18 protein-coding genes are annotated in these 21,853 nt (G+C 39.1%); 6 read left to right on the plus strand and 12 right to left on the minus strand.

Annotated elements, in window-relative coordinates:
- Positions 1-7 precede the first annotated feature (7 nt).
- Together B4B65_RS12455 and B4B65_RS12460 are read right to left on the minus strand one after the other, a co-directional pair.
- A complete protein-coding gene (locus tag B4B65_RS12455; RefSeq protein ID WP_293915907.1) occupies positions 8-1,150 on the minus strand; it encodes a FecR family protein in 1,143 nt (380 codons plus the stop codon).
- Between the two features lie 121 nt (positions 1,151-1,271).
- Positions 1,272-1,865 carry an RNA polymerase sigma-70 factor gene (locus B4B65_RS12460; RefSeq protein WP_293915915.1) on the minus strand — a complete coding sequence of 198 codons (594 nt, stop codon included), beginning with the start codon at positions 1,863-1,865 and terminating at the stop codon, positions 1,272-1,274.
- A gap of 298 nt (positions 1,866-2,163) precedes the next feature.
- Here B4B65_RS12460 and B4B65_RS12465 point away from each other — a divergent pair, with 298 nt between their 5' ends.
- Together B4B65_RS12465 and B4B65_RS12470 are read left to right on the plus strand one after the other, a co-directional pair.
- Positions 2,164-5,022: a copper-transporting P-type ATPase gene (locus tag B4B65_RS12465; protein WP_293915916.1), complete on the plus strand. Its 2,859-nt coding sequence runs from the start codon at positions 2,164-2,166 to the stop codon at positions 5,020-5,022.
- Between the two features lie 63 nt (positions 5,023-5,085).
- Positions 5,086-5,424 (plus strand): hypothetical protein, encoded by a 339-nt coding sequence (locus B4B65_RS12470; protein ID WP_293915917.1) that lies wholly within the window; start codon positions 5,086-5,088, stop codon positions 5,422-5,424.
- Between the two features lie 79 nt (positions 5,425-5,503).
- Here the strand turns inward: B4B65_RS12470 and B4B65_RS12475 are convergent, their stop codons facing one another.
- The 4 genes from B4B65_RS12475 to B4B65_RS12490 are packed head-to-tail and all read right to left on the minus strand — an operon-like array spanning position 5,504 to position 7,405.
- Positions 5,504-6,139 carry an NAD(P)H-dependent oxidoreductase gene (locus B4B65_RS12475; protein ID WP_293915918.1) on the minus strand — a complete coding sequence of 212 codons (636 nt, stop codon included), beginning with the start codon at positions 6,137-6,139 and terminating at the stop codon, positions 5,504-5,506.
- Positions 6,140-6,159: 20 nt separating this feature from the next.
- Complete coding sequence (locus B4B65_RS12480) at positions 6,160-6,528, minus strand: DUF1304 domain-containing protein (RefSeq protein WP_293915920.1); 369 nt, start codon at positions 6,526-6,528, stop codon at positions 6,160-6,162.
- A gap of 11 nt (positions 6,529-6,539) precedes the next feature.
- On the minus strand, positions 6,540-6,962 hold the full coding sequence (locus tag B4B65_RS12485; protein WP_293915921.1) for an organic hydroperoxide resistance protein: 423 nt from the start codon (positions 6,960-6,962) through the stop codon (positions 6,540-6,542).
- A gap of 17 nt (positions 6,963-6,979) precedes the next feature.
- Positions 6,980-7,405 carry a MarR family winged helix-turn-helix transcriptional regulator gene (locus B4B65_RS12490; protein ID WP_293915922.1) on the minus strand — a complete coding sequence of 142 codons (426 nt, stop codon included), beginning with the start codon at positions 7,403-7,405 and terminating at the stop codon, positions 6,980-6,982.
- An 820-nt stretch (positions 7,406-8,225) separates the two neighbouring features.
- On the opposite strand from B4B65_RS12490, the gene B4B65_RS12495 reads away from it, so the two are divergent.
- Together B4B65_RS12495 and B4B65_RS12500 are read left to right on the plus strand one after the other, a co-directional pair.
- A complete protein-coding gene (locus B4B65_RS12495) occupies positions 8,226-9,077 on the plus strand; it encodes a helix-turn-helix domain-containing protein (protein WP_293915924.1) in 852 nt (283 codons plus the stop codon).
- 5 nt (positions 9,078-9,082) lie between these two features.
- Positions 9,083-9,481 carry a DUF983 domain-containing protein gene (locus B4B65_RS12500; RefSeq protein WP_293915925.1) on the plus strand — a complete coding sequence of 133 codons (399 nt, stop codon included), beginning with the start codon at positions 9,083-9,085 and terminating at the stop codon, positions 9,479-9,481.
- An 82-nt stretch (positions 9,482-9,563) separates the two neighbouring features.
- Here B4B65_RS12500 and B4B65_RS12505 read toward each other — a convergent pair whose 3' ends face one another.
- From B4B65_RS12505 to B4B65_RS12520, 4 genes are all read right to left on the minus strand, one after another.
- Entirely contained in the window at positions 9,564-10,988 is a 1,425-nt protein-coding gene (locus B4B65_RS12505) for a Glu/Leu/Phe/Val family dehydrogenase (RefSeq protein ID WP_293915926.1), read from the minus strand.
- A gap of 491 nt (positions 10,989-11,479) precedes the next feature.
- A complete protein-coding gene (locus B4B65_RS12510) occupies positions 11,480-12,052 on the minus strand; it encodes a fasciclin domain-containing protein (RefSeq protein WP_293915928.1) in 573 nt (190 codons plus the stop codon).
- Positions 12,053-12,136: 84 nt separating this feature from the next.
- Complete coding sequence (msrB, locus tag B4B65_RS12515; RefSeq protein ID WP_293915929.1) at positions 12,137-12,661, minus strand: peptide-methionine (R)-S-oxide reductase MsrB; 525 nt, start codon at positions 12,659-12,661, stop codon at positions 12,137-12,139.
- A gap of 160 nt (positions 12,662-12,821) precedes the next feature.
- Complete coding sequence (locus tag B4B65_RS12520) at positions 12,822-15,140, minus strand: TonB-dependent receptor (RefSeq protein WP_293915930.1); 2,319 nt, start codon at positions 15,138-15,140, stop codon at positions 12,822-12,824.
- A gap of 181 nt (positions 15,141-15,321) precedes the next feature.
- Between B4B65_RS12520 and B4B65_RS12525 the strand changes: the two genes are divergently transcribed.
- Complete coding sequence (locus tag B4B65_RS12525) at positions 15,322-16,329, plus strand: AraC family transcriptional regulator (RefSeq protein ID WP_293915931.1); 1,008 nt, start codon at positions 15,322-15,324, stop codon at positions 16,327-16,329.
- A gap of 36 nt (positions 16,330-16,365) precedes the next feature.
- Here the strand turns inward: B4B65_RS12525 and B4B65_RS12530 are convergent, their stop codons facing one another.
- Positions 16,366-17,856 carry an arylsulfatase gene (locus tag B4B65_RS12530; RefSeq protein WP_293915933.1) on the minus strand — a complete coding sequence of 497 codons (1,491 nt, stop codon included), beginning with the start codon at positions 17,854-17,856 and terminating at the stop codon, positions 16,366-16,368.
- Positions 17,857-17,916: 60 nt separating this feature from the next.
- Positions 17,917-19,323: a Gfo/Idh/MocA family protein gene (locus B4B65_RS12535; protein ID WP_293915934.1), complete on the minus strand. Its 1,407-nt coding sequence runs from the start codon at positions 19,321-19,323 to the stop codon at positions 17,917-17,919.
- Between the two features lie 229 nt (positions 19,324-19,552).
- Here B4B65_RS12535 and B4B65_RS12540 point away from each other — a divergent pair, with 229 nt between their 5' ends.
- The gene (locus B4B65_RS12540) at positions 19,553-21,805 is read left to right on the plus strand and encodes a glycosyl hydrolase family 95 catalytic domain-containing protein (RefSeq protein ID WP_293915936.1); all 2,253 of its coding nucleotides are present in this window, start codon (positions 19,553-19,555) and stop codon (positions 21,803-21,805) included.
- The last annotated feature ends 48 nt before the right edge of the window (positions 21,806-21,853 follow it).

A 21,853-nucleotide genomic window follows, 5' to 3' on the forward strand; every position in this document is an offset into this window, starting at 1 on the left:
TTTTAGGTTAGTTTTTATGAATTACAACGATATTACCATCAATTGAACTCTTTACACCGCTGAGTTGCAACACTTTTAACACTTCAGATAACTTTTGATTCATTTGGGTGCTTCCGAAGAAAGTCTGATGCTTATCTACTCCGTCTTCATACCGAACCTCTACTCCGTACCAACGTTCTATCTGTCGCATAACAGTTGCCAGATCTGTATTATTCAGTCTGAACTCATCTGTAATCCAGCCAATAGCATCTGTAGCTTTTACATTGGAAATCCGTATTTCATCTGTTTTCCGGAATAACGCTAACTGCTGATTCGGACGGATAATAGTACCTTGTCTATTCACACCAACACTTACTTTGCCTTCCAACAGTGTCGTTATGACAGCATCTTCATTGGGATAATCATTTACGTTAAATCGGGTGCCTAAAACAGTAATTTGCTGTAAACCGGATTGTACAATAAATGGTTTCCCGGGATCAGAAGCAACTTCAAAATAAACTTCACCTTTCACTTCGACCCTTCTTTCATCATTGGAAAATACCGTAGGATATTTTATAGAAGACTCTGCATTAAGCCATACTCTACTGTTGTCGGGCAATAACAGTTGAAATTTTCGGCCTTTAGCTGTTGAAGCAGTGTTAAAAGTTGATTTTTTAGCTTTTCCTTCATAATAGATTATGCCTTGTTTTTTTATGATTCTCACACCATCCTGTATAGCGAGCAAACCGTCAGCAAGAGAATCAACGATAAGCTGTTGTCCGTTTTCCAGCGTAATAATCATTCCGTGATGTCCCGGATTCACATCATTTATAATATTTGACGGAATTGGTTTTTCCAGATTATACATCCAAAATCCCAATGCCACCATAATCAGTACACAGGCCGCTGTCAGCGGGTAGAAATACGGTATACTACTTCTGTTTTTCAAAGATTGGCCAACTTCTGTATTAATATCTTTAGCAAGTTTCTGATTAATATTTTTCCACAGCTTTGACCGGTGCGCGGATTTACTATCGGCAATATCTTCCGGAACTTGAAGCTGATCATTCTGTCCCTCGTTATACCATAGCGCATACTCTATTGATTCGTCTTCACTGATCTCGCCTTTCAGCCATTTTAACTCAAGTTCTGCCAGTCGTTGTTTGTTCATTTATTAGGAATATAATTTGGTTTTATATCTATATAGTCAAATAACTTGTCCATATCCCTACATAGGCAAGTCACTTTTTTTAAAACCCGCTTGGTTATTCCTGATTAATAGAAGATTACTTTTATGCTCTCCTTTGGAGATTAGGAAACTTTGAATGAAGAATGTAGGAAATAATCATTTTGATTCCTGATCGCAATGCTTTCAGTGCACGTGTAAGGTGTGCTTCTACTGTTTTCTCCGCAATATTAAGCATTTGTGCTATACGCTTTTGAGGAATGCCTTCATCACGGCTTAATTTATAAATCAATTGACATTTCTCCGGAAGTTGTGCAACTAGTTTCTCCAGACGGTCTTTGAGTTCATCAAATTGCAGATAATTTTCCATTGAATAATATAATTCGAGATTTTCACTCGCGTCTTGGTAACGTTGTTCGATAGTCCTTCTGTGTCGGATATTAATGATCTTATATTTTAGAGCAGCGCCGAGATAGGAGCCTATATTGTGCAAAAGACCAAGCATCTCTTTTCGTTTCCAAATATCCAGAAATATGTCCTGTACAACCTCTTCAGCAAGATATTCATCATTAAGCTTATTAGCTGCGACAATGTACAGCTTATCCCAATAACGATTGTAAACCTCGGTAAAAGCATTACTATTGCCTTGCTTAAGTAAGGCGATCAATTCAGAATCACTGTATTTTGTAAAACTAACCATTGATTTAGGTTTTAGCCTTAAAGAAAAGTAATCGAAAATAAAAAGATTCTACAATATAACAATATCATTAAATAAAACATAAGTATTTTTTCTACAAAACACCTCAATCTAAAAAATCATTTCACGAATACGAAACATCTTAAACAAATTAAGCATATGGGTTGTTAATATCTTACAGTCAGAAGGTATCCTATACTGATCTCCGGATTGAAAACTTGTACGTTTTCCTCATAATTGTATAACATATCTTCTACATAGATTTTCAATCTTTGTTATTACTGTTGAAAAATATAACATTATGAAAAAAGAAAAATCAACGGATGGCCGTATTGAAGGAAATAATCAGCATAAAAGAGCTGTTTCGGTGTCTGAAAAAGGCAGTACATATTATTGTCCTATGCATTGTGAAGGAGATAAAGTCTACGATGCACCGGGAAGTTGTCCGGTATGCGGTATGTTTCTTGTGGCGACCAAAGAACCTGATACAGAGGTAAGTCAGAATAATCAAGATAATTGTTGCGGTTCAAAGAGCCCCGAAGCAACGGAATCACAAAACAACAAAGATGGTAAATACTATTGTCCTATGCACTGTGAGGGGGATAAAGTCTATGATGCACCGGGAAGTTGTCCGGTATGCGGTATGTTTCTTGTGGCTACCGAAGAACCTGATACAGAAGTCGGCCATTATAACCAAGATAATTGTTGCAGCTCCAAGAAACCTGAATCACAAAACAATAAAGATGGTAAATACTACTGTCCTATGCACTGTGAAGGTGATAAAGTCTACGATGCACCAGGAAGTTGTCCGGTATGCGGTATGTTTTTAGTATCTACTGAAAAAACGGAAAAGAAAAATAAAGAATCTAACTCAGCAGGCTGTTGCGGTTCTCAGGTACATGAAAACAAACCGCTAAAATCTCAAAACAACAAAGCTGGCAAATATTACTGCCCTATGCATTGTGAAGGAGACAAAGTCTATGATCAGGCTGGAAATTGTCCGGTTTGCGGAATGAATCTGGAGAAGATACCAGATATGCGGAAAAGCACGCAATACACCTGCCCTATGCATTCTGAAATCGTGGAAGATGAACCGGGAAGTTGTCCTATATGTGGTATGGATCTGGTACCGATAACTCCGGATGATGAAGATAAGACTTATGTAGATCTGTTACGCAAGTTTTGGATAGCCTTAGGATTTACGATCCCCATCTTTATACTCGCCATGGGCGAAATGATTCCGGGAGATCCTATAGGTAAGATTATTCCTGCACATATTAACGGATGGATACAACTGGCACTGACTGTGCCAGTCGTGTTTTATGCTACATGGATGTTCTTCGAACGTGCATGGATATCCTTCAAAACATGGAAGCTGAATATGTTTAGCCTTATTGGTCTTGGAGGTACAGCCGCATTTATTTACAGCCTCGTCGGATTAATCTTCCCTCAGCTGTTTCCTGCGGAATTCAGGGGACATCACGGCAATGTAGGTTTGTATTTTGAATCTGTATGTGTGATCCTGACTTTAGTACTTCTTGGTCAGGTCATGGAGGCTAAGGCGCATTCGAAAACAAATTCAGCCATAAAAGAGTTGATCAAACTGGCTCCATCTGAAGCCACTCTTGTGGAGAACGGGTCAGAAAGAAAAATTGCAGTGGAATCCATTGTTATTGGTCATGTATTGCGTGTAAAACCAGGTGATAAAATTCCGGTAGACGGAGAGATTGTGGAAGGTAGTGCGACCATTGATGAATCTATGATATCAGGAGAGCCAGTTCCTGTAGATAAGCAGGTCGGGGATAAAGTTTCTTCGGGAACCATTAATGGCAACAAAACATTTTTGATGAAGGCTGAACGTGTGGGAGATGAAACGTTATTGTCTCAGATTATCAACATGGTCAATGATGCCAGTCGCAGCAAGGCTCCTATTCAAAAACTAACAGACCGTGTTTCGGCTATTTTTGTACCGATTGTGATTGTCATATCCATATTAACCTTTATTGCATGGGCGATCTGGGGTCCTGAACCACAAATGGTTTTTGGATTTGCCAATTTACTGGCTGTATTAATTGTTGCCTGTCCGTGTGCTTTGGGTTTGGCGACTCCAATGTCAGTCATGGTAGGTGTAGGCAAGGGCGCAAAAAACGGAATTTTAATTAAGAATGCTGCAGCACTGGAAAAACTTAATAAAGTAAATGTATTGGTGACGGATAAAACCGGAACACTTACAGAGGGTAAACCTACAGTCAATGAGGTATTTGGTGTTAATGCATTTGATGCCGATCAGGTACTGCAAATGGCAGCTGCTCTTAATCAGAACAGTACACATCCACTGGCTGAAGCTACGGTAAAAAAAGCAAAAGAACAAGATTTGAAACTGGATAAGGTGGAGGATTTTGAGAATATATCAGGTAAAGGTGTATCCGGGACTATCAATGGAAAACATGTGCTTCTTGGAAATGAAAAACTATTAATGGATCAGGACATAGCGATTACAGAAGAAGTACGTAAGCAAGTGGAAACACAGCAGGCAACGGGAAAAACGGTATCCTATCTGGCTATTGATAAAGATGTGGTGGGATTTATTACCATTTCGGATAAAATAAAAGCTACTGCCAAAACTGCCATTCAGGAATTGATGGCTCATGGAGTAGATGTAGTGATGATCACAGGAGATAATGGGAAAACGGCTAACGCAGTAGCGGATGAATTAGGTATTAAACATTTTCTCTCTCAGGCACTTCCGGAAGATAAGTTACAGGAAATAAAGAAAATGCAGAATAAAGGGCAAATTGTAGCGATGGCCGGAGACGGTATCAATGATGCACCGGCACTTGCCCAGGCAGATATAGGAATAGCGATGGGCACAGGAACAGACGTAGCTATTGAAAGTGCACAGGTAACCTTGTTAAAAGGTGATCTGACCGGAATAGTTAAAGCCAAGATCCTGAGTGAAAAATTAACACGGAATATCAAGGAGAATCTGACTTTTGCATTTTTATATAACGTATTGGGTATACCTGTGGCAGCAGGAATTCTATATCCGGTATTCGGGCTATTGCTATCCCCTATGATTGCTGCTGCAGCTATGAGCTTCAGTTCCGTATCAGTTATTCTAAACTCCTTACGGTTGAATGCAGCCAAAATTGATCGTTAGAATAGAATAAAAGTTGAGGAGGATGTATATAGATAAATTCAAAGTAAAGTTTATCTTTACCGCATGAACTACGTCTACTTTATTGCATTCTGGGCCTGTCAGTGTGTTTCTACTCTTCTCTTTAAATATGGTGGAATTCATCCGAAGTATAAATGGCTGACCTTGATTATAGGTAATATTATATTGTTATCGGCAAGCTGGTTTTTAGTACAACTATTCAGATCAGTATCTCAGCCTATTGTAATAGCGCTTTGTTCGGGAGGCACATTCCTGACCGTTCAATTGACGATGGCCCTTTATTTTAAAAGTCCTCTTACCTGGGCACAGATTCTCGGTATGTTTATTATTATAAGCGGTATGGTATTGATAACCTTTGGTGGAAAAGGAGAATCATCTAAATAGGTATTAATAAAAGACAATCCACATAAAATAACAAGAGCGGGAGTAATAGTCCCGCTCTTGTCTTATGAAATAGTTAATGTTAATTGTATTCGATTATGAATTCGGATTGCGGATTTCTTACTTTTTTCATGCTGACTAACCAATCGCCCTCATTATCTCTGTAACCTATTGGTAACAAAGTAACACTCTTCAATCCTTTTTCTGTCAATCCCAGCAATTCATCCAATTGCTGATTGTTGAATCCTTCTACAGGAGTAGTATCTATTTTTAATTCTGCAGCCTGAGCTATAGCAAGTCCAAATCCGATATAAGCCTGTCGTGCAGTATGTACAAAGTTCTCTTCTGCTGACTGGGTAAGATACAGGCTTTTCAAACGATCTGTATACGAGGAAAAACGACCTCTCGGTAATTCACGCTCATCTGTAGTTCGGTTGTAGATCTCATCAATGCGTTCTTCTGTATATTGATCCCATGCAGCGAATACCAAAAGATGCGAGCAGTCTGCTATGATCTGCTGATCCATAGCTACCGGAACGATTTTTTCTTTTAATTCCTGATTTGTGATAAGAAGTACCCTGAATTGTTGCAGACCTGAGGATGTCGGAGCAAGACGGGCGGCCTCAATAATTTTATGCACATCTTCTGTGCTTACTTTTTTTGAAGGATCATACTTCTTTGTGGCATAACGCCATGATAAATCTTCTAATAATGACATAACTTGTTTTTTTAATATTTTTAAGATAACAATACAAATACAAGAGCAAGAATTGCGGGCAATGCCTGTACAAAAAAGATCTTACGGGATGCGGAGACCGCTCCATATATACCTGCCACAATCACACATCCCAGGAAGAACAATGTTATATTCTTTTGCCAGACCAGATCTTCTATAAAGAATGACCAAATCAGCCCTGCTGCAAGAAAACCATTATAAAGTCCCTGATTAGCAGCCAAACCTTTTGTTGGCCGAAACATTTCATCTGGTAAAGCTCCTTTAAAAGCTTTCCGGCCTGCTGTTTCCCAGGCAAACATTTCCATCCAGAGGATGTAAAGATGTTCCAGCGCTACAATAGTGACGAATATCTTTGCAATGATCGTTATCATAAGGGTAAAATTTATGAATTACTTACTGTTAATCTGACTTCTATATTTCCTCTTGTAGCATTAGAGTACGGACAAATACGATGTGCCTGTTCGACCAAGGCCTCTGCTTCATTTAACTCTACTCCCGGAATATTTACTTTTAACTCGGCTTCTAATCCGAAACCACCACCTTCTATGCTTCCTATTCCAACATGTGCAGTGACACTTGTTTCACCTGTTTTAATTTTAGATTTACCAATCACCAGATTTAATGCACTGTCAAAGCAAGCCGCATATCCTGCTGCAAACAATTGTTCAGGATTGGTATAATCGTTATTAGCACCTCCGAGTTCTTTGGGCATTCTGACCTGAAGATCCAGTACTTCGTTATCAGTCTTTACATGGCCATTACGACCACCTGTTGCAGTTGCTACTGCTGTATACAAAGTTTTCATATTATCCTTGTTCTTTTTTAGTGATTCCTGTTTAATATTTTATTGGCAATAGTTTTTAATTGTAAAAGTTCTTCTAAAGTAATGCCCATCTCATTCAGCATTTGGCCGGGAATACATTTGGCATTTGTAGAAAGCTCCTTACCTGTATCTGTAAGGGATATTTCAACCGTTCTTTCATCCTGAGCACTGCGCCGGCGGGATATCAGTCTCTTTTGCTCCATGCGCTTCAGTAAAGGTGTCAGCGTACCGCTATCCAACCGGAGGCGTTGTCCGATCTGATTGACGGTTTGCAAAGGATGTTCCCACATCACCAACAATACAAGATATTGTGGATAGGTCAGATCCAGCTTGTCCAGCATTGGCCTGTATTGCTGTACTATTTCCCGGTATAAAGCATATATCGGAAAACATACCTGATGATCTAACATTAATTCTTCTTCCATGGCAACAAAGATATACATTGAATCAAATTAAATTGTGCACAATTTAATTTTGTGATATTACACAGACAATCTCCGGTTACCGTTAGTGGTTTCGTACTTAGACGGAAAATCCCAAAAAACCTGCTTGAACAGAGTTTAAACAGGGTATTTTATATTATAACAGGTTAAAAATGTACTAAATACTATACACTTTAAGAGCTTATAACTAAGACTTAAAAATAAGGTAAAAAACAATTGATAAGAAAGTAAACTAACTGTTTATTAGCTATTTATTACTAATAAAAAATAAAAAAAGAAATATAAACAAGGTGGTCTTAGAAGTTGTGCATGTTATTTGCAAAACTTATCATGAGTTAATAATAGAATAATCAATCAATAAAAAATTAGTATGGAAACTACAGAAAAAAATGCAGCAAAACTAGGACTTGAAAAAGGATATTATCTATTACTAATGGCTATCCTTGAAGTGCCTGATACATCGGCTCAGAATGAGCAATAACAATATAACATAAGATACAACACAATACTTTCACACACTAATCTCTACCCTGAAAAGGGTGAGATTTTTGTTTTTAAAACAGGCTTCCCCTTCCCCATTTTATACATCACAGATACTACATAATTATTTCATAGCTGTTAAGTGAAATGAAATTAAGCATTTTATCCATTCCTCCATTGATCTTGCTTTTAGATATAAATAACGCCCCAAATCATTAACAGAGGCCTTTGTGGTATAATAAATTGTATAATCAGTAAAAAATACCACAAAAGAAATGTACTACACCATACAAATGGTATTTATTACGCTAATTTTGTAGACATGGAAGCAAGCATCCCTATATTAGACCAATGCTCTTTGTCCCGGACACAGGAGAATACGATCACTGTAGAGGCGTTGTCTTCTTATCTGTCCCGCAATAAAAATCTTGTATTTCCTCACCGGCATAGTTTTTACCAACTGTTGTTATTCACACAGGGCGCAGGAACACACGCGATTGATTTTGAAACATTTAATGTAGTTCCCTGGCAGATTTACATGATGCTACCCGGTCAGATACACCGTTGGGATTTTGAAGGTGAAATGGATGGATTTATAGTGAATTTTCAACCAGATTTTTTCCATACTTTTTTGTTGCGGCCTGAATATCTGAGTCAGTTTTCGTTCTTTTCAGGCTTAATAAAAGACCAGGTATTCGATATCAGTCCGGATTTGCAGGATGAGGTTATGAGATTGTTCCGGGAGCTACTAACTACACGAGATCTGGATTTTGCTAAAATTACCTTATTATATCTGTTCAAAACACTGGAAAGAAGTCCTGTACTTCAAAATAAATCCGAGAGTGCTGCCTATAATCATACCTTATTAAGGAATTTCATGAGCCTTATCGAGAGCAATTACAGAACACTCAGACTGCCTAAAGATTATGCTAAGCTCCTGTTTATAACTCCCAACCACCTGAATGCACTGGTGAAAGAATCTATGGGTTTATCAGCGGGAGAGCTTATAAGAAACCGGGTATTACTGGAAGCAAAGCGCCTTTTGGTTATCCAGGATTATTCCATTAGTGAAATAGCCTACGGGTTGAATTTTAATGATAATTCATATTTCACAAAATTTTTTAAGAAAAACGAAGGGATTACTCCCGAAGAATTTAGAAAAAAACACATATAACAGCTATGAAATATACCCTGTCAAACGAATTGAAATCTGCCCTGGATGGCAAATGCCCGCGATGCAGAAAGGGAGATCTTTTTAAAGCTCCTCTCTTCAGTTTCAGATCTAAGAAAATGAACGAAACCTGTCCGCACTGTGGTCTCAAATTTGAAAAAGAGCCCGGTTACTTTTATGTAGCTATGTATATCAGCTATGCATTTAATGTCGCAGAGTTGCTAACCGCTTGTTTTGCCACTTACTTCCTGACAAACAACCTTGAGTCTCCCTGGTTATATCTTGGGGTATCGCTATCTGCGGCCATACTAATGGCTCCGGTCAATTACAGATATTCCAGAGTTGTGTTGCTTTATTGGCTTACGCCTTCTTTCAGATACAGACCTGATATCTACGATGTCCAATAACTTTCCTTATTTATATAGTGTATTAAAAAAGCCTGCAATACGATTAGTATACAGGCTTTTTTGTTTCTGATGAGATCATCCTTTATGGGAAGATTCCTAATTGTTCGTATGCTGCACCGACTTTATTAATCGCACATATAAAGGCTGCAGTACGCAAATCCTCTACGCCTGCTGTATTTTTATATACTTCACGAATCTCCTGATACGATCCGATCATGGTATCTTCAAGACCGGAGTAGATCAGATCTATTTCGTCCGGACCGCGCAGGATGATCTTACGTTCCAGTTCGGACACTTTCTTGCTCGTCAGAGATTCTATTATATTTACCAACTCCGCATACATATTTTCACTGAATCGTTTTTCCAGACGTCCATATCTCACATGACTCAGATTTTTCAGCCACTCAAAATACGATACCGTTACACCCCCGGCATTCAGGTACATATCCGGAATAATCAGGATACCTTTTCTATTCAGAATTTCATCTGCTTTGGGAGTGAGTGGTCCGTTGGCTGCTTCTCCGATTATTTTTGCCTGGATTCGATCCGCATTTCCTTCATGGATAACAGACTCTAAGGCCGCCGGAATAAGGATATCACAAGGCTGTTCTAATCCTTCAGCTCCATTTTTAAAGTTTTGTACTCCCTCATAATTCAGAATAGAGCCAGTCGCTTTGCGATGTGCAAGTACAGCGTCCACATCGAAACCCTCCGCATTATATATCGCTCCTTCATATTCAATAAGACCAACAATAAGAGCTCCTCCATCCTGAAAAAATTTGGCAGCATGGTAACCCACATTACCTAATCCTTGCACAATAACCTGTTTACCAGCTATCCCGGTGCTGAGTCCAAGTTTTTCCATATCCTCTGCAAAAGAACATGCTTCACGAACACCAAAATATACTCCCAGTCCGGTTGCTTCTGTACGTCCTCTCACACCTCCCTGCGAAATAGGTTTTCCAGTAACACAGGCCTGCGCATTGATATCATTAGGATTCAGCGAAGAGTAGGTATCCAGTATCCAGCTCATCTCTCTGGCTCCCGTACCGTAATCCGGTGCCGGGACATCTATTCCGGGACCTATAAAATTCTTTTTCACCAATTCTGATGTATATCGGCGGGTGATCTTTTCCAGTTCAAATTCAGTATATTTCCGGGTGTCAATCTTTATCCCTCCTTTTCCACCTCCAAATGGTACATTGACAATCGCACATTTGTAAGTCATTAGTGCTGCTAAAGCCATTACTTCATCCTGATTCACTTCAATGCTAAAGCGAATTCCACCTTTACAAGGCAACTTGTGATGAGAGTGCTGAACACGATATGCTTCAATTACTTCAATTTTATCTCCGATCTTAACCGGAAACTTGACCTGTAAAATAGAATTACAAGCTTTGATTTGTTCCAGTATTCCGGAAGAAAAGGAAGTGAATTTAGCTGCTTTATCAAAATTTTGACTAACACCTTTGAAAAAGCTGTAATTTTCTTGTGATGTGTGGGACATAAGATATTTGTTAGTTTACATTTAATTTATTTTTGGTAATATGTTGCTGCCTTAAGCAGTATTTGATGGATTAAAGTTAATATTTTTGATCATCAATAATTGGGTACGGATACTGAAAACCAGATTTTTACCATATTATCTTTGATCCTGTGATTTCTTTAAAAATCAATAAATAAAAGACCGGTTTCTGTAAAAAAACAATAGTTTTTCAGTCAGTTTTCCATCATCTTAAAAAGATAAAAAATGTTGAAATTGTTTGCAGGTAACCGGATATTATCTTTTAACAGCTTAATTTTAGAAATTATATAGCTTAATTTTTTTAGCACAATCTCCGCTCCGCTTTAAAAACTTATTTTTAAATACCCATAGACCAGCTCAATCCTGTAGAATATAAAGTGCAATTCCCTGCAAAAAAGAAACGGAAGTAAACCTAAGTTTACTTCCGTTCAAAGCCGTAAATACCGACCTCACATTTACCTCACCTTATTTATTTACGGCATCAGTACTTGATCAATTACATGAATAGTACCGTTTGATTGATTCACATCTGCTATGGTTACTTTGGCATCGTTACCTTTACTATCCCGTACATACAGATCTTTTCCTTTTGCCCAGAATGTAATTTTTTCACCCTGTACAGTAGCTACGCTGGCCTTACCTCCACCTGCTTTGATCATATTCATAATGCTCTTGGCATCATGTTTACCAGCGACAACATGATAGGTAAGAATAGTTGTCAGCTTTGCTTTATTCTCTGGTTTCACCAAAGATTCTACTGTACCTGCCGGTAATTTGGCAAAAGCTTCATTTGTAGGAGCGAATACAGTAAAAGGTCCTTTTGAAGACAATGTCTCTACAAGACCTGCAGCTTTTACAGCAGCTACCAATGTTGTGTGGTCTTTAGAATTTACCGCATTCTCTACAATGTTTTTGGATGGATACATTGGAGCACCTCCTACCATTACTGTTTTTTCTTTTTGATTTTGTTGTGCAGATACATTTGCTCCGCAAATCAGACTAAGTGAAAATAAACTCAGGGCGATTAATTTTGATGTTGCTCTCATGATGTCTTGTTTTGAAAATTGATTCTTTTATTTGCTTTCTTTACCTCATTTACGACATCGATAGCGGAGCGGATTTATTTTTTATTATTTTTTTTGATCAGGCTCAAATTCCAGCGATATGGAGTTCATACAAAACCGTTTGCCAGTGGGCGGAGGTCCGTCATCGAATATATGACCCAGGTGCGAATTACAGCGTCCACATAATACCTCTGTGCGTACCATATTGTAACTGTTATCTTGTTTATAGATAACACTGTTTTTTTTGAGAGGCTCATAAAAGGATGGCCATCCGCAAGTAGAAGAAAATTTGGCTGTAGAACGAAATAATGGATTACCACATACGGCACAATAGTAGGTTCCCTTGACATCATACTCATAATATTTACCGGTAAAGGCACGTTCTGTCTGCGCTTCCCTTGCTACGGCATACAGATTCGGATCCAGAATTTTCTTCCATTCCGAGTTTTTGACATTTAGCTTCTTTGTATCTGTGCGGGAGTAATACGGATTTCGGGTAGTGGTCTGCTGCGCATTGATGTTGATGCCGATACAGATCAAGAGAGTAGCCGTTACGATTATTCTCTTTGTTATAATCAGATAGTTTTTCATCTTTTTTATGTTAGAATCTATTAGTAAGTACGATTAATGAAGAACAATAGTTTGCAACAAACGTAAAATATTGTTTACGTATAAAAAAGAAAAGACCATGCCTGTACAGCATGGTCTTTTAAAAATCCGTTCATAATGATTGCTAAGCTGTCTGTCTCCGTTAGAAACTGTAACCCAGACTCAATCTGAAATTTGTGGGCGGCATAGCTCTCCATCCATAATGCTTGTATCCCCAGGCTCCCGGATAAAAACCTACGTAATTATATCTATTGGTCACATTATTGACCACAAGAGCGATGTTATAGTTATCTCTCTTATAAGACATGCCGGCATCGATTGAGAAAAAATTATCCGGAAGATATTTCTCTTTTGTGACTGGCCATGCTGCACGTTTGGTCTGTAATTCAAATCCTGTAGAAATGCCGAACCCTCTGAGCCCGCCATCCGTAACAGTATAGGTAAGCCAGCTATTAGCAATGTGACGTGCTGTTCCGTACAGCATCTGCCCTATTTTAGCAGCATCGTTATCCTTGGATATCTTCGCGTCTGTATATGCATAATTAAGCATAATATTCCAGGCTCTGTCTATCTTTCCGTTTATATCGACTTCTATTCCTTTGGATGTCGCTTCCCCAGACTGCTCTACAAGATTAGGTCTGTCGGGTCCTGCAGAAGTAAGTACATTGGTTTTTGTGAGATGATAAGCAGTGATACCTGTCATCAGACTACCGTCAAACCATGTTTTTTTCAGGCCTGCTTCTGTGTTAATTCCTCTTGAAGGATCTGCCGGATCTCCGTTTACCTGTGTTCCGACTTGTTCCTGAAAACTCTGATCGTAAAGTGCATAGAGTGTCAGATCGGGACGAAGGATACCGGTAATGCTAAAGCGTGGCGTGAGGGCATTATTATTAACCCGTTTGCCATCAGAGGCTTTACTGATTTTACTGGTTGTCGTATACCTCAAACCAGCTCCTAATCTCAGTTTGTCCTTTATCAGGTGCATTTCTTCCTGAAAATGCACGGAATAATAGGTGTATTCAGTAAGTGTTGCAGCACCTCTTTCCCGTAAAGGTTTGTTTCTGTCATATGATGGCAGATTGCTTTTTGTCAGATTTCCGAATACGGGATTATAGATATTGAATTTGCCTCCTACTAATCCGGGGACTTCAGACCAGTCTGCGACATAAAACTTGCTTCCCATATCAAGACCTATTAATACATTATTCTGAACAGTTCCTATATTAAATTTACCTTTTGTAAATACCTGCCCTACAGTAGAGGTATTCAAGGCATCATTCACACTCAATCCTCGATCTACTGACCCTGTACTATCTATTGTATTGTATCTCGCATAAAGGGACTCGCCTTCCATTGCTGAACTAATATAGCCAAACTTTGCTGTCAGCATCCAATTGTCAGATATCAGGTGATTGACCGTCCCGAAGATATTATGTTCTTTTACAACTGTTGGATCCAGAATAGGATCGCCAAAATTAAAGGAGCGTGGCAGCTCTTTGAAACCTTTGAGACCATATGCATATTTGGCAAATCCGCCTGTAAAATTGTTCTGTGAATAAATGTATTCGACTGTCAGATCTGTTTTGTCGGAGGCAATATATTTAAATGACGGATTCAGTACAAATTGTTCATTGGATACATTCATCATATGTGATCCTTTTTTAGTGCCCATCAGGTTAAAGCGTCCTAAAAATTTACCGTCTTTGGATAACTTACTGTCTATATCCGCCTGCGCCCGGTAGAGTCCGAAACTTCCTAAAGTTAGTTGTGCCGAGTTTGCACCATTTCCTTTTGGTGTCTTGGTCACCACATTATAAAATCCTCCGGGTTGTGTATTTCCCATCATAAATCCGGCCGGACCTTTTACAAATTCAATACGTTCTACAAAAGCCATGTCCTCACGCAAAGGTCCGAAACTTCCGCTTACATCCATTCCGTTTCTAAGGTTGGATGCGGTGTATCCGCGCACAGCAATACCGACACTTCCCTCTTCCTGATGATAAATAGTCCGGGCTCCGCTTATATTTTTTGTAAAACCTTCAGCAGTAGAGAGTATAATCTGATCGGAAATAAGCTGCTGATCTATAACGACTATATTTTGTGGCGTGACAAGCAGATTTTCGGATAAACGTAATGTAGAAGAAGGTATTGATTTTCTGTTTACACTGATGGAAACAGAATCTAACTGACGGATCTGATGACCGAGTACAAAATCGAGTTTTATACTTTCCCCTCCTTTAATCTCTACCTTTTTTTCGTCTACAGCATCGAAATAGGTGGCTTTTATGGTATAATGACCGTCCCTAAGATTATCAAAATGAAAATATCCTTCGGCATCCGAAGTTGCGCTCTGCACACCGTTATTTAATAGCATTACGACATCTGCCAGCGGCTGTTGCTTTGAATTTGTCAATTTCCCTTCTATACGGCCTGTTCCCTGAGCCCATATATCTGCTGGCATAAGCAGAAACATAAGAACAAGCAGGAACAGGTTTTTTACAGTTGATTTAAGTTGCATCTTTTTCTTTATTTAGAATTAGTTTAATTAAGTTTGCGATAACAGCGCAAAAATATAATTCAGATCTAAAAGGATGTTTTGCAGTTGGTATAATTACTTTTTAATTCAGGAGGACTTTGCAGTCATGGAAAATCCGCAAACTCAGATCATACATTTCTTCGAAATAGATACACTTCCAAAAACAGAGGAGCCACTTCAAAACTATCAGACTAAAGTTTTAGAAAATGATCTGGGGCAATTCAGTACAGGTTATATATATGATTGCGAGGAATTTATAGTAAGGGATTACAATTTCAGCTATAAAAATGATTACACGCATCATTTTATAACGAAAGGAAATTCATATATCGAGATCAGTTTTTTATTTAATACAATCACTGTGCAGGATATAATCAATACTCACCCTAACGTGTATTTGCCTTTCCATAGTTATATTTATTACACTCCTCCTGAATCTAAGGTTCAGATAGAATTTAAAAAAGACATCGCTTATCATAACCTGGATATATATGTATCTTTTTCCTTTTTTAACGAATGGGCTAATGCAAATCCGGCACTAATGGAATTTGTCCGCAAGATAAATGAAAACCAATACGCTATACTCTTTGACAGGGGTATTCCGCTTAGTAAGGAAACCATTTCTATACTCGACGAAATACGTAATTGTGAACTGGACGGTGTAAGCAGATTTTATTTTATCAAAAGCAAAATCCTGTATCTGCTGAGCATTCTTTTTAAGATTGGAGAATATGAGACTGTGGTACCTGAAAGCTCAATCCTTATATGGAGAAAAGAGGATGTTCATATTTTACAAAAGGTAGAGGAATTTATAGTCCTCAATTCTGAGCAATTTTTTACGATTACATTTCTGTCCAGAAAGTTTGCTATAAATGAATTCAAACTAAAAAAGGGTTTCAAACAGTTATATGGTAAAGGTATTTTTGAATATGCCAACACCGTGCGTATGGAAAAAGCCCGTAACCTTATTGAACAGCAGGACTATTCCCTTAAAGAAATTGCCTATCAGATCGGGTATGCAACACCTTCCTCCTTCTCTGTCGCATTTAAAAATGAATACGGTATGTCTCCAGCCCTATTCAGAAAACAAATTACGGCTATATCAGTATTGTAGTAGCAGACGAAGAGATAGTCGGCAACTACAACAGCACTACTTTTTCATTTTATTATTCAAAAATTCCCATTCCAGAATGTGTGAATTCTGATGCTCCCGCTGCTGGATTTCATCCATTCTTTTTATAATATCCGGATGTTGCAGTGCAACATTACGCTGTTCTGAAGGATCTTCCATCAGATTAAACAACATCCACGGACTATTTTTATCTTTCTTCACATCAATACGTACAGCCTTCCATTGTCCCATTCTGACAGCTACCTGTCCTCCTTTTTCAGGATACTCGAAATAGATATATTCCCGTTGTTGCTGCTTCTCTGTTTGCCCTGTTAGTGTGGGCAATAACGAAATTCCGTCGGTATAGTTAGTTTCAGTCTGCGCCAATTCAGCAAATGTGGCCATCATATCGTACTGCACGGAAATAAGGTCACTTTGTGTACCTGCTTTTATTTTACCAGGCCACCTGACAATAAAAGGCTCTCGTATGCCGCCTTCGAAAAGATCCATTTTATATCCCCGGAGATTTCTTAAGCTGTTGAAATATTTGGCCTGCACACCTCCGTTAAAGGTAGCCCCGTTGTCACTGGAAAACATAATAATGGTATTCCCGTCCAGTCCCAGATTTTTGATTTTGTCCATTACAAGTCCTACCTGTGCATCCAGATAACTGATCATAGCGGCATAGGTCGACAACGGATATCTGGAAGGGTTGTAGCCTTGTTCTCCATAGTATGGTTTTTCTTCTTTGAATTTACCTATATATTTTTCTACCCACTCCTGAGGAGCCTGAAGACCTACATGAGGGATAGTATAGGGCAAATAGAGAAAAAAAGGTTTATGCTGATGCTGATCTATAAATGCCAAAGCTTTTTCCGTCATCTTCTCAGGTGCATAATCAAGTCCTTCGTATTTTTGAAAGTCAGCCTCAGTAGCTGTCTGCGGATTAATCCGCACATGCATATTAACTTCTTTGTTTCGTAAGGTATCCCATTTCCCGTTTTCCCAGAGGTGGGTCGGATAATAATTGTGCGCCTGTTTCTGATCCAGATATCCGTATGCATAATCAAATCCCTGCTTATTAGGATCTCCTGTAGTATTTATCATTCCCAGGCCCCACTTACCTATAATACCTGTTGCATAGCCGGCATTTTTTAACATTAGAGGTATCGTAAAGGTTCCTTCCGGTAACGGCATCTGTCCGCCTTCTGTATAATCTGTAAATCCACCCATTTCATAATTGCCGCGAATATAAGCATGTCCGCCGTGCTTTCCCGTCAGGAGCATACCTCTGGCAGGTGCGCATACCGGAGAAGAAGTATAATGCTGTGTAAACTTCATTCCTTCATCAGCCATGCGGTCCAGATGAGGAGTCTCTATAAGCTTTTGCCCGTAAGCTCCTATTTCACCATATCCCAGATCGTCTGCATAGATATAAATGATATTTGGTTTTTCTTGTTGTCCTTCTGCAACAAGAGTGGATGCAGATACAAATAGATAAATTAATGCCTTTAAATAAGAATGTGCCATACGTACAGATGTGTATAATCATGAAATCCCGGAAGAACTTCCGGGATTTCATGATATTTATTATTTGCCCTTAACTCCTGTAGTTCCTCCACCTTTCAGGGTAAGTTCTACCGGTTGATTAGTCTTCCAGGCTCCTTTTGTAAAGTCTGGTATATCTACTGAATTAGACCTGTTTTTGACAGATTTTTCACTCAGTGGACCGATGACACTCCAAAGTGCAGCATCATATACATCCTGATCCAATGCAAGTCCGTTTCTCAGGCAATCGATCAGTCTCCAGTCCATCATAAAATCCATACCACCATGACCACCGACTTTCTTAGCCATCTCTCCTACTTTCAATACAATTTCAGGAGTATACTGCTGTTCTAGTTTCTTCATTTCGTCTGCAGAAATCCAGTCATGTCCAAAGGCAATCTTCCCCGGTTCAGGCCATTTCTGTGCATATCCTTTTGTACCACTTATAGCATGAATACGGGAATACGGACGAGGACTTGATACATCGTGTTGCAACATAATAGTCCTTCCCTTATGGGTACGGACTGTAGTTGTATTCATATTCCCTCTGAATTGCTTATTCGCAAACTGCTTATAAAACTCGTCTTTGGCCGCTAATTCCTTTGCGCGGGCAGACATGCTGAAATCATTAGTAGAAACAGAAGTCAGGTAATCCATCTGATCGCCACGATTAATATCCATGATCTGACATACCGGTCCCAGTCCATGTGTAGGATATAGATTACCATTACGGAAGTTTTCTTTCAGGCGCCACATATCATAATAAGAATCCTTGCCAAAATTGCTATCCAGAAGATCATGGATATATGCGCCTTCACCATGTAATATTTCACCAAACACACCTTGTCTCGCCATATTGAGTGTCATCAATTCGAAGAAATCATAGCAACAATTTTCAAGCATCATACAGTGCTTTTTTGTTGCTTCGGAAGTTTCGACCAACTGCCAGCACTCTTCAACTGTTGTAGCAGCCGGCACTTCTATAGCGACATGCTTCCCGGCTTTCATTGCGTATACAGCCATAGGTGTATGCAAATGCCAGGGTGTACAGATATACACAAGGTCAATATCTTTACGGTCACAAAGTTTCTTCCATTCATCTTCCTTGTCTGCATATATATCGGGTGCAGCGCCTGATACGTTTTTAAGTGAACGCTCTGCTACATTTCTGCGGATATCACTGATGGCTTTTATTTCCACGCCATCGATATGGTTCATCCGATATACCGCACCTGAACCGCGATTGCCAACACCTATAAAGCCAACTCTTACTTTTTCAAGTTTAGGAGCCTGGAAACCACACATATTAAATGTTTTGATTCCTGCCAACTTGTTATTTTCACTGGTTGCAGGTAAAGAGGTATTGGCTTGCACCAACAGGCTGCTGCTGAGTACACTTAGACTGGAAAGTCCGGCGAGTTTGATAAAATCTCTTCGGTTAGAATTCATAAGGTTTATAATAATTTAAGATAGATTGAATCTATAAAGATAAGAGATTGCTCTCAACCTTAGTAAACCGAAATTAACCATATCTACAACTTAATTAGCCGATTAGGAAATATTAAACATTCAATAAAACAGCTTGAAAAATGTCAATTTAGTTGCTATAATGGTTAAAATAAGTGTAATTCTTACTATTACAAAGCTTTAACTTTATAAATTCTACCCCTTATCAATTATGAATATAAAGAAATCTATCCTGTTGTATGTGACGATTAATGCTGTGCTGCAATTGTCTGCGCAAAACATGAAGGAATATAATCTGCAGTCTGATCACCTCGCCACAAGATGGGACGAGGCTATTCCGCTGGGAAATGGTATGTTAGGAGCTCTGATATGGCAAAAGGATAATACACTTCGCTTATCTCTGGATCGTGCAGATCTCTGGGATGAAAGAAAAGCCTTTGAATGGGAACAGCATAATTTCAGTTGGGTACAACAACATGTAAATAGTAAAACTTATGAAACGGTACAGCAATGGGGAGATGCTCCCTATGACGCATCTCCCTATCCTACCAAGCTACCTGCTGCAGCGATGTCTTTTGATCTTTCGGTATTGGGCAAAGTAATCAGCAATACACTGGATATCCGGAGAGCTGAAAACACAATTGTATTTGATAACGGAAACACGTTCAAGTGTTACATACATGCAACCGAACCGGTTGGCTATTTTGAAATACGGGCAGAGCAGATAGAAAGTCTGATTCCCCGATTACTGCCACATCAGTATGAAGCAAAAGGAAACGGCACAACTCAGGCAAGTGTTGTAGAAGGACAGCATTTAGCCAGATTAGGTTATAAGCAGGGTGTATTAAAGAATTCTGCACAGCAACAACTGCTTCATCAGCCAACTTATGAAAATAATTTTTATGAAGTAGAGCTGGAATGGAGAAGATCCGGAAAGGATAAACTGATCGGTATGTGGACTGTAAGCAAGAACCAAAAGGCAGACATCTCCAAAAAGATGAATGAAAAATCTCAGCAGGCTTTACAAAAGAGCCATCTTACTTGGTGGGATAATTACTGGAATATGTCTTCCGTTTCCCTTCCTGACACCTTATTGCAGCGTCAGTATTATCTGGACATGTACAAACTTGGTGCAGTCGCCCGTAAAGATGCTCCGGCCATAACTTTACAGGCTGTATGGACAGCCGATAACGGAGGTCTTCCACCGTGGAAAGGTGATTTTCACAATGACCTGAATACGCAACTCAGCTATTGGCCGGCTTATACCGGTAACAGGCTGGCTGAAGCTGCGACCTATACGGACTGGCTCTGGCGTATTCGGGAGGTTAATATGGATTACACTAAACATTACTTTGGAGTAGAAGGATTAAATATTCCGGGTGTACTCACTCTAAATGGTTTGCCTATGGGCGGATGGATACAATATTCGCTCTCTCCTACTGTAAGTGCATGGACTGCTCAGCATTTTTACTGGCAGTGGAAATATAGTATGGATGATACTTTTTTAAAAGAAAGAGCCTATCCATATATTATTGCAGCGGCTACTTATCTGAAAAATATTACAGAACTACGGGAAGGAAAGCGTTATTTACCTTTAAGTTCCAGTCCGGAATATAATGATAACAGTATAAACGCATGGTTTAAAGACTGGACCAATTTTGATTTGGGATTAGCACATTTTCTGTTTGATGCAGCAGCAGAAGTAAGTGCTGCTGCAGGGCATCAGAATGAGGTTGCGGAATGGACGAAGATTGCTTCGCAATTACCTGATTATGCAGTAGATGAAAGCGGGATGCTAATGGCGCCGGATGTACGTATGGAACATTCTCACAGGCATATGTCCCCCTATATGGCTATTTATCCGCTGGCAAGGCTGGATATTAATAATTCCAAGGATGCTCCGGTCATTCTTAATTCATTGAGACATCTGGAAAAATTGGGTACGCGTACATGGGTAGGTTACTCTTTTAGCTGGATGGCATGTCTCCATGCCAGAGCCAAAGAGGCAGATAAGGCCGTAAACAATCTTCAGAAATTTGCAGGTAATTTTTGCTCAACAAATTCTTTTCATCTCAATGGAGATCAAAAGGGTGGACAATATTCAGGATTTACATACAGACCTTTTACACTGGAAGGCAATTTTGCGTTTGCACAGGGTATACATGAACTGCTGCTGCAAAGCAAGTCCGGCTATATAGAAATATTTCCCGCTGTCCCGGCATCATGGACAGATGTTTCCTTTACCAATCTACTTACTGAAGGAGGATTTGTTATTAGTGCCCGTAAAGAACATGGTCACTTAAAATCCGTAAAGATCAAAGCAAATCATACCGGAATATTACATATCAGATCCGCAGAAGATTTAAAAGAAAAAAACGGCAAATCTCTTGTAAAAGAAAAGAATACGTACACTATTTCTTTAAAAGCTAATGAACAATTAGAATTGATAGCTGCAGCATTATAATGCTGCTATTGGTTTACCTAAAAAAGCATTAAGCTGTCTGTTTCTGAT

It is taken from the genome of Sphingobacterium sp. UBA5789, from assembly GCF_002418355.1.
Lineage (GTDB): Bacteria > Bacteroidota > Bacteroidia > Sphingobacteriales > Sphingobacteriaceae > Sphingobacterium.